Origin of the sequence: Phyllobacterium myrsinacearum, assembly GCF_014138285.1 — a bacterium.
Taxonomy (GTDB): Bacteria; Pseudomonadota; Alphaproteobacteria; order Rhizobiales; family Rhizobiaceae; genus Phyllobacterium; species Phyllobacterium myrsinacearum_A.
Genome location: NZ_JACGXN010000012.1, coordinates 1 through 12,052, shown reverse-complemented (window position 1 = coordinate 12,052; position 12,052 = coordinate 1). Strand labels below are relative to the sequence as shown.

Genomic DNA, 12,052 nt, shown 5'->3' with positions numbered 1-12,052 from the left:
AATGGCACCCGTAACCCTGAAAAAGCTGGTCAAGCGCTACGGCAATGTGGCCGTCGTGCATGGCATTGATCTTGAGGTGAAGGACCGCGAATTCATCGCGCTGGTCGGGCCGTCCGGCTGCGGCAAGTCGACGACACTGCGCATGATTGCCGGTTTGGAAGACATCAGCGATGGCGTGATCGAAATCGGTGGCAAGCCGGTCAACGACCTGCCGCCGCGCGCCCGCAACATCTCGATGGTGTTTCAGTCCTACGCGCTCTATCCGCACATGACCGTGCGCGAGAACATGGGCTTCTCGCTGAAGATCGGCAAGGTCCAGCAGTCCGAGATTGACCAGCGTGTCAACGAGGCCGCTGCCATTCTCGATCTGGAAAAGTACATGGACCGGCGTCCGTCGCAACTGTCAGGCGGACAGCGCCAGCGTGTCGCCATGGGCCGCGCCATCGTGCGCAAGCCGGAAGTGTTCCTGTTCGACGAACCCCTGTCCAATCTCGATGCCAAGCTGCGCACGCAGGTGCGGACCGAAATCAAGCGTCTACATGCCAAGGTGCAGGCGACGATGATCTATGTGACGCACGATCAGGTGGAGGCCATGACACTGTCCGACCGCATCGTCATTATGCGGGACGGCCATATCGAGCAGGTTGGCACGCCGGAGGAAGTGTTCAAGCGTCCGGCCACGCGCTTTGTTGCGGGTTTCATCGGCTCGCCGCCGATGAACCTTAACGAAGCCACCGTCGATGGCGGCAGGCTGGTGCTGAAGGGCGGCCAGAGCCTGCCTCTGCCCATCGAATTCCGTAACAAGGTGGTTGCGGGCGAAAAGGTCATTTTCGGCCTGCGCCCTGATGATATCTATCCGACCGGCCATGGTCTCAGTTCCGGTGAAGCAACCGACGTACATGAGCTTTCGCTGCCCGTGTCAATCACTGAGCCGCTCGGCAACGAGACACTGGTGTTCATCACACTGGGTGAAAAGGAATGGGTGTCGCGCATGCTCAATCCGCGCCCGCTGGCGGCGGGCGAGACCATCAAGCTGAGCTTCGACCTGTCGCAGGCGCATCTCTTCTCGGCTGAAACCGGCAAAACACTGCGGAGCTGATCATGGCCAAAATTGAACGCGTTGAATTGCGAATGGTAGATCTGCCGCCGAAAGTGCTGCGGACCGATGCCATCCAGAGCTTTGTCTCGCAGGAGACGCCGATTGTCACCATAACCGACAGCGATGGTGCCGTTGGCACGGGCTATAGCTATACGATCGGCACTGGTGGGTCCTCGGTGATGCGGCTGCTGTCGGATCATCTGGTACCGCGTCTGCTCGGCAAGGATGCCGACCAGATCGAAGCTATCTGGCGCGACCTTGAGTTTGCCACCCACGCGACGACCATCGGCGCGATCACGGCCATTGTGCTCGCCGCCATCGATATTGCCCTGTGGGACTTGCGGGCGAAGAAGCAGAACCTGCCGCTGTGGAAGCTCGCGGGCGGGGCGAAAGATCGCTGCCCGCTCTACACCACGGAGGGGGGCTGGCTGCATATCGAAAAGCAGGCGCTGGTGGATGATGCCTTGCAGGCGAAAGCCAAGGGCTTCAAGGGTGCCAAGGTGAAGATCGGCCGTCCGCACGGGTCCGAAGACCTTGACCGCCTGTCGGCGGTGCGTGATGCCGTCGGAGCCGGTTTCGAGATCATGACCGATGCCAATCAGGGCTTTACGCTGGATGAAGCTATCCGGCGCTCGCATGTGCTGCGTGACATCGATCTCGCCTGGTTGGAAGAACCGCTGCCGGCTGATGATATTGATGGCCACGTGCGGCTGTCCTCGGCAACGCAGACACCAATTGCCGTGGGCGAGTCGCTCTATTCGATCCGGCATTTCCGCGAGTACATGCAAAAGCGCGCCTGCTCCATCGTACAGGTGGATGTGGGCCGCATCGGCGGGATCACGCCATGGCTGAAAGTGGCGCATACTGCTGAAAGTTTCGACATGCCGGTTTGCCCGCACTTTCTCATGGAGCTGCATGTCAGCCTCACCTGCGCGGTGCAGAATGGCAAGTATGTCGAATATATTCCGCAACTGGACGACCTCACACGGACTCAGATGCGCATCGAAGATGGCTATGCCATTGCCCCGTCCGAACCGGGCATCGGCATCGACTGGGATTGGGATGCGGTGAAGGCACGCAGCATCGATGAATTCACCACGGAAATCCGGAGCTGAGAAAATGCAGCGCATGGGCATGATGATCGGGCTGAACGGTGACAAGGTGGCGGAATACAAGCGCCTGCACGCGGCCGTTTGGCCGAAAATCCTCGCGCTTATTTCAAGCTGCAATATCCGCAACTACACGATCTTCCTGCGCGAACCGGAGAATATCCTGTTCGGCACGTGGGAATATCACGGCACAGATTTTGACGCGGATATGGCCAGAATGGCTGCCGATCCGAAGAACAAGGAATGGTGGGACGTCTGCATGCCCTGTCAGGTGCCGCTGGAAACGCGCGCGCCGGGCGAATGGTGGGCGATGATGGATGAAGTCTTCCATCTGGACTGAGGAATACAAATGAACAATCGTCCTTTCACCCCCCTCTGCCCTGTCGGGCATCTCCCCCACAAGGGGGGAGATCAGCCTTCATTACTGTTTCGATCGGTTCTGAGACATTGCAAAGTGGGCGAAAGCTTTGATGTCGATGTGATCTCCCCCCTTGCGGGGGAGATGGGCGACAGCCCAGAGAGGGGTGTCTGAGGCTTGGAAACACTCGCTATAAAACCCTTTAACCCAATTACCCTGCAGCAGAGCTGGCCGCTTCCGGCCAAGCCTCGCCCCATCGTGACCTTCGGGGCGGGTAGCATCGTCGGTGATGCGCATTATCCGGCCTACAGAAAAGGCGGCTTTCCGATTGCCGGCCTGTTCGATCCCGATCAGGCCAAGGCGGCGAAAATTGCCGCTGAATGGAATGTGACCGCCTATGCATCGGTGGCTGAAGCTGCGGCAGTGGAGAATGCCATCTTCGATCTGGCCACGCCTCCCGCGCGCCACGCGGATGTGCTGAAGGCCCTGCCGGAGGGCTCCTTTGCCCTGATCCAGAAGCCCATGGGCAGCGATCTGGCGCAAGCCTCGGAAATTCTCGGCATATGCCGGGACCGGAACATCACCGCTGCCGTCAATTTCCAGCTGCGGTTTGCCCCGATGATGCTGGCGCTGAAAGATGCGATCGCGCAGGGCTGGCTGGGCGAGGTTGTCGATTTTGACGCCTGGCTGGCGCTGGACACGCCATGGTCGCTGTGGCCATTCCTGGCCGACTTGCCGCGTGTCGAGATTGCCATGCACTCGATCCATTACATCGATGTGATCCGTCAGATACTCGGCAATCCGCTGGGCGTACATGCCAAAACGCTGGGACATCCTGGTCACACGGTGGCGCAGACACGGACGAGCGCGATCCTCGACTATGGCGATCAGGTGCGCTGCTCGCTGTCGATCAATCATGACCACAAATTCGGCCGAAGATTTCAGGCCTGCGAGTTCCGCATCAGCGGCACGGAAGGCGCCGCCTATGTGAAGCTCGGGGTCAATCTCGATTATCCACGCGGCGAGCCGGACGAGCTGATGATCTACCCGAAAGGTGGCTCCGATTGGATCAACGTTCCCTTGCAGGGTGCATGGTTCCCCGATGCCTTTGTCGGGCGCATGGCCAATCTGCAGCGGTTTGCCAGCGGCGAGGACAAGGAGCTGGTCAGCTCGGTTGAAGACGCCTGGCATACCATGGCGCTGGTCGAGGCCGCCTATCAATCAAGTGCATCGCCAGCGACACCGCTGGCGCGAAAGCCGGAGGCTTGAATGTCTGAGCAAGCCATCTATTTCGAGGATTATGAAATCGGTCACGTCCGCATGACAACTGGACGGACAATAACGGAAACTGATTTCGTTGTTCATGCGGGCCATACCGGTGATTTCTTCCCGCATCATATGGATGCGGAGTTTGCCAAGACCACGCCGTTCGGCCAGCGGGTCGCCCATGGAACGATGATCTTCTCCATCGGTGTCGGCTTGACCGCAAGCCTCATCAATCCGGTGGCGTTTTCCTACGGCTATGACCGTTTGCGCTTCGTGCGTCCGGTTTTCATCGGCGATACGATTCGCACGCGCGTGACCATCAGCGCCAAGGAGGATGATCCGAAACGGTCAGGCAGCGGACGCGTGGTCGAGCGCTGCGAGGTTCTCAATCAACGTGACGAAGTTGTGCTCGCGGCAGATCACATCCTGATCGCCGAGCGCAAAACAAATTGATATGACGGGCACCTTGATGTGCCAAATGGAGGTTTGAAATGACAGGTAAGCTTGCAGGCAAGCGGGTTTTGATCACAGCTGCAGGGCAGGGCATCGGCCGGGCTTCGGTACTGGCTTTCGCGCGAGAGGGCGCGATCGTCCATGCCACTGATATCAATCAGCAATTGCTCGATGCGCTGCCAAAAGAAGCAGGCATCAAACCCCGTAAACTGGACGTTTTGAAAACCGAGGAGGTCAATCAGGTCATCGGCGAGATCGGCCCGATTGACGTCCTCTTCAACTGCGCCGGTTTCGTCCATGGCGGTTCCATCCTCGAAATGCCCGATGCGGATCTGGATTTTGCCCTCGATCTCAATGTTCGCGCCATGATCAGGACAATCCGCGCCGTTCTGCCTGGGATGATCGAGCGCCGGGATGGTGCGATCGTCAACATGTCGTCGGTTGCCAGCAGCGTGAAGGGCGTGCCGAACCGTTTCGCCTATGGTGTTACCAAGGCCGCGGTGCTCGGCCTGACCAAATCCGTGGCGGCCGAATACATTACGCAAGGCATCCGCTGCAACGCGATTTGCCCTGGCACGGTGGAAAGCCCGTCGCTGGAACAGCGCATGCGCGCTGGCGGCGACTACGAAACCGCGCGCGCTGCATTTATTGCACGCCAGCCGATGGGCCGTCTCGGCCTGCCGGAAGAAATTGCCGACCTTGCCGTTTATCTCGCCGGTGCGACCTATACGACGGGGCAGGCCTACAACATTGATGGCGGCTGGACCGTCTAGGAGACTTTGCCAATCCACCCTGATGGGCATCTGATGCGGTTGTCTGCGCTTCCGGTGCTCATGGACGAAAATGTCCACTGCGCTCCGGTTCTCGAAAACCGCACCAGCTCCCTCATCAGGATGAATTGTCAGAAGCCTCCTCCCATGCAATCGGAAGGAACAGACGATGAAATTTCTACGTTATGGCGAACCGGGACAGGAAAAGCCGGGTGTGCTTGATGCCAAGGGGCAAATCCGCGATCTCTCAGGCAAGGTCAGCGATCTTGCGGGCGCTGCACTTGATCCAGCGGCGCTGGCAAAGCTGTCGACCTCGGATGTGGAGAGCCTTCCACACGTCGGGGGCAATCCGCGGCTTGGTGCCTGCGTTGCCGGAACAGGAAAATTCATCTGCATCGGTTTGAATTACGCCGACCACGCGGCGGAATCCGGCATGGCAGTTCCGCCGGAGCCGGTCATTTTCATGAAAGCCACATCGGCGATATCAGGCCCGAATGACGATCTGGTCATTCCGCGCGGTTCCGAGAAGACCGACTGGGAAGTTGAACTTGGCGTCGTCATCGGCCGCACGGCAAAATATGTCAGCGAGGCCGAAGCGCTGGATTATGTCGCGGGCTACTGCACCGTGCACGATGTCAGCGAGCGCGCCTTCCAGACGGAGCGTGCAGGACAGTGGACCAAGGGCAAATCCTGCGACACATTCGGTCCGACCGGCCCGTGGCTGGTAACCAAGGATGAGGTAGCCGATCCGCAAAATCTCGGCATGTGGCTGAAGGTCAATGGTGAGACCATGCAGAATGGTTCGACCAAGACGATGGTCTATGGCGTTGCCTTCCTCGTCTCCTATCTCAGCCAGTTCATGTCGCTGCATCCGGGCGACATCATCTCGACCGGAACGCCGCCCGGCGTCGGCATGGGCATGAAGCCGCCGCGTTATCTCAAGGCAGGTGATGTGATCGAACTCGGCATTGACGGTCTTGGCACCCAGAAACAGGTGGCGCGCTCGGACGTTTGAGCCGCGCCGACCCCGCAACATTATTCAAGAGGCATATTGTGACCCGCATTACCGATCTTCGCGTCTTTGACGTCCGTTTTCCCACTTCGCAGAGTCTGGATGGATCGGATGCCATGAACCCGGACCCGGATTATTCCGCCGCCTATGTCATCCTCGATACGGATAGCAAGGGCCTGTCCGGTCATGGCCTGACCTTCACCATCGGTCGCGGTAATGAAATCTGCTGCCTCGCGATTGAAGCGATGAAGCACCTCGTTGTCGGGCTGGAACTCGACTGGGTGAAGGAAAATCCCGGCCGTTTCTGGCACTTCATCACCGGCGACAGCCAGTTGCGCTGGATCGGGCCTGACAAGGGCGCGATGCATCTCGCAACGGGTGCCGTGGTCAATGCGGTCTGGGATCTCCTCGCCAAGGAAGCCGGCAAGCCGGTCTGGCAGCTCGTTGGCGAGATGACGCCGGAAGAGATCGTCAATATCGTCGACTTCCGCTACCTGACCGACGTGCTGACACGCGAAGAAGCGCTCAACATCCTGCGCACGGCAGAGAAGGGCAAGAAGGAACGGATCGCCACGCTGCAGGCGGAAGGGTATCCCTGCTATACCACATCGGCAGGCTGGCTCGGCTATTCCGATGAAAAGCTACGCCGCCTCTGTCAGGAAGCCATTGATGCCGGTTTCAACCACATCAAGATGAAGGTCGGGCGCGATCTTGAAGATGATATCCGCCGTTTGACCATTGCCCGCGAGGTGATCGGGCCGGACCGCATTCTGATGATCGATGCCAATCAGGTCTGGGAGGTCAATGAGGCCATCGACTGGGTTAACAAGCTTGCCTTCGTCAAACCGTTCTTTATTGAAGAGCCGACTAGCCCGGACGATGTGGCAGGTCACCGCAAGATCAGGCAGGCCATCAAGCCAGTCAAAGTTGCGACGGGCGAGATGTGCCAGAACCGCATCATGTTCAAGCAGTTCATTGCCGAAGGCGCCATCGATGTGGTGCAGATCGATTCATGCCGTATGGGCGGCCTCAACGAAGTGCTGGCCGTGCTGCTGATTGCCGCGAAATATGAACTTCCCGTCTGGCCGCATGCGGGTGGCGTCGGCCTGTGCGAGTATGTGCAGCATTTGTCGATGATCGACTATATCGCCGTATCCGGCACGAAAGAGGGTCGGGTGATCGAATATGTCGACCATCTGCACGAGCATTTTGTCGATCCCTGCAATATTCAGGATGCCGCTTATATGCCGCCGTCGCTGCCGGGTTTCTCGATTGAAATGAAACAGGCGTCGATCGAGGAATATCTCTACCGGCCATAAAAGGGGTTTGGCTTCATCTGCCTGACAAAGAGCTGTCTTATGGCCATGGAATCCGTTGCATGCCGGTGAGTCCCGCTGGCATGCGGTACCAGTATTCTCTCGTCACGGGGTTCCCATGCTCGACCTGATCAAACCTTCACTTGCCCGCTTTGCTGCCAGCCTGCATTCGGAACCGCCTGTCCATCTCGGCAGGCGCTACGACACCGCAGGCACTTTTCAGGTCGAACCGGGCAATACGGTGGTCTGCCATCTGGTGAAAGGCTCCGAGTCGGAAGCTGCCGTCATTGCCGTGCGCGAACGGATGCTGGCGATGCCTGATTCCGGGCAACTTGCCTTTACACCTGTCTCCAGCCTGCATATGACCCTGTTTCAGGGCATTATAGAGTATCGCCGACGCCCGCTTTTCTGGCCGGATAACGTGTCGCTTGAAACCAGCATCGATGACATGACACAGCTTTATGTGGATCGCCTGCAGAATTTCGAGGGATGCGGGCCGTTCAACGTGCAGGTCGTCGACGTCACGCCTGCCGGTCTGACGGTGGCGGGTGCGAGTGAATATGACGAGCGTCTCATGCGTGCATGGCGTGACGAACTGGCGGTGCCGTTCGGATATAGGCATCCTGATCACGACACCTATGTGTTTCACATCACCCTGGCCTATACGATCGAGCGTTTTCCCGACTCAAGGCTGGGCGCATGGCAGGAACTTCTGGACGATTGTCTTGCTACGATAAAGCGTGATGCACCGATCATTGCGCTCAACCCGCCGGCCTTCTGCAGTTTCGTGGATATGAACCACTTTGAAGAACTGGTCGTTCTGGATTGAACCAGAGGTAATTTGATCGCCAATCTGCGACATAGTGTACACTGCCTTTGAGTGTCGTCTTACGTAAATGGGATGTCGTTTCCGCACCTATTCTTTTTTCATGCCGAATGCTTTTATCAAGCTACTTGAGGTGCCGCTTTTTCTAGGGAAGCGGAGAATTGGGAAGCCGGTCGGAAACCCGGCGCTGCCCCCGCAACGGTAGTGGAGTGAAACACGGCATAACAGCCACTGGGTCACAGCCCGGGAAGGCGTCGTGATCGCCGAAACGGCAACTCCAGAGCCCGGAAACCAGCCTCGGTACTGAAAACCGACTGATCGCGGTGGGCGATCAAGGAGCATGATTCTGTGCGGGTATTGGCCAATGGCTGACCGTGTAGGCGTTCTTCCTCCGTCACCACCAGTCAGTTCTTTCGCAACATTGAGGCGAGGACACGACATGGATATACGCAACGAACTGCTCCGGAACCTGAAAAACCGGAAACCCGGCTACGGCCTCGAACAGGCATTCTATTCCGATCCGGACTATTACCGCCTGGATATGGAGAATATCTTCTATCGCGACTGGTTGTTCATCGGCCATGATTGCGAAGTCGCCAAGCCCGGCAATTTCTTCACGGTGCAGGTTGGTGACTATCCGGTTGTCATCGTGCGTGACCGTCAGGGCCAGATCCGTGCCTTTCACAATTCCTGCCGTCACCGCGGTTCGCGCGTCTGCGCGGCCGAGCGCGGTACATCGGCGAAGCTCGTCTGCCCCTATCACCAGTGGACTTATGAGCTGGATGGCCGCCTGTTGTTTGCGCGCCAGATGGGCGATGATTTTGACCCGAGCCAGCACAGCCTGAAGCCGGTCGCGTGTGAAAGTGTCGGCGGCTATGTCTTCATCTGCCTCGCTCAGAATCCGATCGATTTCAGCGCAACGCGCGCATTGATCGAACCCTATCTTGCGCCGCATCGCCTCACCGAGACCAAGGTTGCCTATCAGAGCACCATCGTCGAAAAGGGCAACTGGAAACTCGTCTGGGAAAACAATCGCGAGTGCTATCACTGCGTCGCCAATCATCCGGAACTGTGCAAGACGTTCCCGGAAGCGCCCAGCGTGACCGGTGTGCAGGGTGCAGGTGATGATCCTGAGATCGCACAGCATTGGCAGCGTTGCGAAGCTGCGGGCCTCCCAAGCACTTTCCGCATGTCCGACGATGGCCAGTACCGCGCCACCCGTGTGCCGCTGCTGCGTGATTCGGAAAGCTATACAATGACCGGACGCCGGGCCGTCGGCAGGCAGCTCAGCGATACCGTCAACGAGAAGCAGATCGGTTCGCTGCTGCTGTTCCATTATCCGACCACCTGGAACCACATTCTTGGTGACCATGCGATCTCATTCCGTGTATTGCCGCTCGGCCCGGATGAAACGCAGGTCACGACCAAGTGGCTGGTGCACAAGGATGCCGTCGAGGGCGTGGATTATAACCTTGAAGAACTGACGCACGTCTGGACGGAAACCAACGATCAGGACCGCCGCATCGTTGAAGAAAACGCCTTCGGCATCCGCTCGCCCGCCTATGAACCCGGTCCCTATTCGACCGAGCATGAAGGCGGTGTGCTGCAGTTCCTCGAATGGTACTGCAGGTTCATGGAAGAACGCCTCTCCGGCGGCGATACGCGGCTCAGCAAGGTAGCATAAGGTACACAATGAACATGGGCGTTCCTCAGTCTTACCCGCACCTCGACCAGATGCAGCCGTGGAATGACCGGCTGCATCTGCTGGAGTGTCTGTCGATCATTGAGGAAGCGCCGAATGTGAAGACCTTCACATTCCGTTCCGACAACCAGAACTGGTTCCGTTACGAGCCGGGCCAGTTCATGACCTTCGAGCTGCCGACGCAGCCCGAAGCTGTCCTGCGCACCTACACGCTGTCATCCAGCCCGTCACGGCCATTCACCATTGCCGTGACGGTGAAAGCGCAGGAGGGCAGCATCGGCACCCGCTGGATGCTGGATCACCTGACGCCCGGTGTCCGCCTGAAGGCTTTTGGCCCGCTGGGCGATTTCTCCATGCGCAAGCATCCGGGTGAAAAGTACCTGTTCATATCCGCGGGGTCCGGAATCACGCCGATGATGTCGATGACCCGCTGGATGCATGATTGCGCACCGCAAAGCGATATCAGCTTTGTCACCTGCGCCCGCCGGCCCAGCGATATCATTTTCCGCAAGGAACTCGAATATCTCACGAGCTGCATGCCCAATCTGAAACTGTCGTTCCTCATCAAGGAACATGAGATGGGGCAGGTCTGGACCGGAATTCGCGGGCGGCTGGAAGCACCCAAGCTGCCGCTGCTGTCGCCTGACTTCAAGGACCGGACAATCTTCTGCTGCGGACCCGAGGGTTTCATGCGTGATGTGCGCACCATGCTCGAAGCCAATGATTTCGACATGGCGCAGTATCATCAGGAGAGCTTTGGCCCGGCTGCCGAGCCGGTTCTGCCTGCATTCGACGTGATTTCCACTGACGCCGTGGAAGCTTCGGCGATGATCACCTTTTCCATGTCGGGTATGGACGTGCCGTGCATGCCGGGCGATACGATCCTCAAGGCGGCACGCGGCGCAGGAATCCGGATTGCCGCCGCCTGCGAATCCGGCCTATGCGGTACATGCAAGGTGATGAAAATCTCGGGTAAATCCGAAATGGATCACAATGGCGGTATTCTCGACGAGGAAATCGATGAGGGTTTTGTCCTCGCCTGCTGCACAAAACCTTTGGGCAATGTGGAGATCGAAGCCTGAGCGCTTGGTCGTCCGATATTCTTCATTTTGATAAAATATCTGTGCTACTATCCAGCACATGAATTTACGTTCCGTCGACCTCAACCTGCTGGTCGTGCTCGATGCGCTTTTGGATGAAGCGCATGTGTCACGGGCAGCGGAGCGGCTTGGCCTGTCGCAGCCCGCCACGTCGAGCGCGCTCGACCGCTGCCGCCATCTTTTCAGCGATCCATTGCTTGAACGCGGCAAGGGCATGATGCGGCTGACGCCAAAGGCGGAATCGCTGCGTGTACCGATCAAGAACCTGTTGGTGGGCATCACCGTTGTGCTCGATCCTCCCGTGGTTGGTCTGGCAACAGTGCGTCAGACGGTGCGCATCATCATGTCGGATCATCCGGCTGTGACGATTGTCGGCCCGCTGCATAAGAAGTTGACAGAATCGGCGCCAGGTATCGATCTGGTCGTCCAGCCCTGGCATAGCGCGGCTGAAGCGTTGGATGGATTGGCCAAGGGCGCGATTGATCTGGCTATTTCCGTGTTTCCGAAGGTGGATGTCTCATTCCAGCGCCGGAATTTGCTCGACGTGCACTATGCGGTGGTGATGCGTAAGGATCATCCGGCGGCAATGAGCTTTACTTTGGATCGCTGGCTCGAATTCCCGCATGTGCTTGTATCAGGCCGGGGCGAGACACGCGGTGCGCTGGACGAAGCACTGGCCAAATACAACAGGGAGCGCCGGGTCGGTATCGTTGTTCCGAGCTTCCTGCTTGTGCCACCGTTGGTGGCTGAATCCGACCTGATTGCCATGATCCCGCGGCTGTGTCTTCCGGCCAATGCCGAGGAAAGTTTTGCGGTGTTTGAGCCGCCTATCCCTGTTGAGAGCTTCATGCTGCATCTGGCCTGGCATGTGCGGCGCGATCAGGATCGCGCCGTCCAGCATGTTGGCACTCTTATCACGCAGATGTTCGAAAAATTTTAGGTCTAAAACACCACTGTCTTGTGCCCATTGAGCATGACGCGGGATTCGAGGTGTTTCTTCACCGCCCGTGCCAGAACCCGGCTTTCAATATCGCGGCCGGT

At 58.2% G+C, this 12,052-nt stretch carries 12 protein-coding genes, 1 pseudogene and 1 riboswitch; of the genes and pseudogenes, 12 read left to right on the top strand and 1 reads right to left on the bottom strand.

Annotation, left to right across the window (positions count from 1 at the left end; all coding sequences use genetic code 11):
• The first annotated feature begins 1 nt into the window (after nt 1).
• The 12 genes from FHW16_RS23555 (at nt 2) to FHW16_RS23500 (ending at nt 11,951) form a co-directional block, all read left to right on the top strand.
• On the top strand, nt 2-1,099 hold the full coding sequence (locus FHW16_RS23555; RefSeq protein ID WP_182551736.1) for an ABC transporter ATP-binding protein: 1,098 nt from the start codon (nt 2-4) through the stop codon (nt 1,097-1,099).
• Nucleotides 1,100-1,101: 2 nt separating this feature from the next.
• On the top strand, nt 1,102-2,214 hold the full coding sequence (locus tag FHW16_RS23550; RefSeq protein ID WP_182551735.1) for a mandelate racemase/muconate lactonizing enzyme family protein: 1,113 nt from the start codon (nt 1,102-1,104) through the stop codon (nt 2,212-2,214).
• Nucleotides 2,215-2,218: 4 nt separating this feature from the next.
• Nucleotides 2,219-2,548, top strand: a complete 330-nt coding sequence (locus tag FHW16_RS23545) for an L-rhamnose mutarotase (protein ID WP_182551734.1) — start codon at nt 2,219-2,221, stop codon at nt 2,546-2,548.
• A 210-nt stretch (nt 2,549-2,758) separates the two neighbouring features.
• Nucleotides 2,759-3,835: a Gfo/Idh/MocA family oxidoreductase gene (locus FHW16_RS23540; RefSeq protein ID WP_182551831.1), complete on the top strand. Its 1,077-nt coding sequence runs from the start codon at nt 2,759-2,761 to the stop codon at nt 3,833-3,835.
• Complete coding sequence (locus tag FHW16_RS23535; RefSeq protein ID WP_182551733.1) at nt 3,836-4,285, top strand: MaoC/PaaZ C-terminal domain-containing protein; 450 nt, start codon at nt 3,836-3,838, stop codon at nt 4,283-4,285. It abuts the gene before it with no gap.
• A 38-nt stretch (nt 4,286-4,323) separates the two neighbouring features.
• On the top strand, nt 4,324-5,058 hold the full coding sequence (locus FHW16_RS23530; protein WP_182551732.1) for an SDR family oxidoreductase: 735 nt from the start codon (nt 4,324-4,326) through the stop codon (nt 5,056-5,058).
• Nucleotides 5,059-5,224: 166 nt separating this feature from the next.
• Nucleotides 5,225-6,070: a fumarylacetoacetate hydrolase family protein gene (locus FHW16_RS23525; RefSeq protein ID WP_182551731.1), complete on the top strand. Its 846-nt coding sequence runs from the start codon at nt 5,225-5,227 to the stop codon at nt 6,068-6,070.
• 38 nt (nt 6,071-6,108) lie between these two features.
• Nucleotides 6,109-7,386 (top strand): enolase C-terminal domain-like protein, encoded by a 1,278-nt coding sequence (locus FHW16_RS23520; RefSeq protein WP_182551730.1) that lies wholly within the window; start codon nt 6,109-6,111, stop codon nt 7,384-7,386.
• 115 nt (nt 7,387-7,501) lie between these two features.
• Complete coding sequence (locus FHW16_RS23515) at nt 7,502-8,212, top strand: DUF1868 domain-containing protein (protein WP_182551729.1); 711 nt, start codon at nt 7,502-7,504, stop codon at nt 8,210-8,212.
• Between the two features lie 111 nt (nt 8,213-8,323).
• A riboswitch (cobalamin riboswitch) is annotated at nt 8,324-8,523 on the top strand.
• A gap of 125 nt (nt 8,524-8,648) precedes the next feature.
• Nucleotides 8,649-9,893, top strand: coding sequence for an aromatic ring-hydroxylating oxygenase subunit alpha (locus FHW16_RS23510; RefSeq protein ID WP_182551728.1), 1,245 nt, complete (start codon nt 8,649-8,651; stop codon nt 9,891-9,893).
• Nucleotides 9,894-9,901: 8 nt separating this feature from the next.
• The gene (locus FHW16_RS23505) at nt 9,902-10,993 is read left to right on the top strand and encodes a hybrid-cluster NAD(P)-dependent oxidoreductase (RefSeq protein WP_182551727.1); all 1,092 of its coding nucleotides are present in this window, start codon (nt 9,902-9,904) and stop codon (nt 10,991-10,993) included.
• Nucleotides 10,994-11,051: 58 nt separating this feature from the next.
• Nucleotides 11,052-11,951 (top strand): LysR family transcriptional regulator, encoded by a 900-nt coding sequence (locus FHW16_RS23500; protein ID WP_182551726.1) that lies wholly within the window; start codon nt 11,052-11,054, stop codon nt 11,949-11,951.
• 2 nt (nt 11,952-11,953) lie between these two features.
• Here FHW16_RS23500 and FHW16_RS28935 read toward each other — a convergent pair.
• Nucleotides 11,954-12,052, bottom strand: a pseudogene (locus FHW16_RS28935) (formyltetrahydrofolate deformylase); the annotation flags it as partial.

Bases quoted from the DNA above. Each gene is read 5' to 3' on its own strand.
- FHW16_RS23510 (WP_182551728.1), top strand. From the start codon at position 8,649: ATGGATATACGCAACGAACTGCTCCGGAACCTGAAAAACCGGAAACCC.
- FHW16_RS23535 (WP_182551733.1), top strand. From the start codon at position 3,836: ATGTCTGAGCAAGCCATCTATTTCGAGGATTATGAAATCGGTCACGTC.
- FHW16_RS23500 (WP_182551726.1), top strand. From the start codon at position 11,052: ATGAATTTACGTTCCGTCGACCTCAACCTGCTGGTCGTGCTCGATGCG.
- FHW16_RS23555 (WP_182551736.1), top strand. From the start codon at position 2: ATGGCACCCGTAACCCTGAAAAAGCTGGTCAAGCGCTACGGCAATGTG.
- FHW16_RS23515 (WP_182551729.1), top strand. From the start codon at position 7,502: ATGCTCGACCTGATCAAACCTTCACTTGCCCGCTTTGCTGCCAGCCTG.
- FHW16_RS23530 (WP_182551732.1), top strand. From the start codon at position 4,324: ATGACAGGTAAGCTTGCAGGCAAGCGGGTTTTGATCACAGCTGCAGGG.
- FHW16_RS23550 (WP_182551735.1), top strand. From the start codon at position 1,102: ATGGCCAAAATTGAACGCGTTGAATTGCGAATGGTAGATCTGCCGCCG.
- FHW16_RS23525 (WP_182551731.1), top strand. From the start codon at position 5,225: ATGAAATTTCTACGTTATGGCGAACCGGGACAGGAAAAGCCGGGTGTG.
- FHW16_RS23545 (WP_182551734.1), top strand. From the start codon at position 2,219: ATGCAGCGCATGGGCATGATGATCGGGCTGAACGGTGACAAGGTGGCG.
- FHW16_RS23505 (WP_182551727.1), top strand. From the start codon at position 9,902: ATGAACATGGGCGTTCCTCAGTCTTACCCGCACCTCGACCAGATGCAG.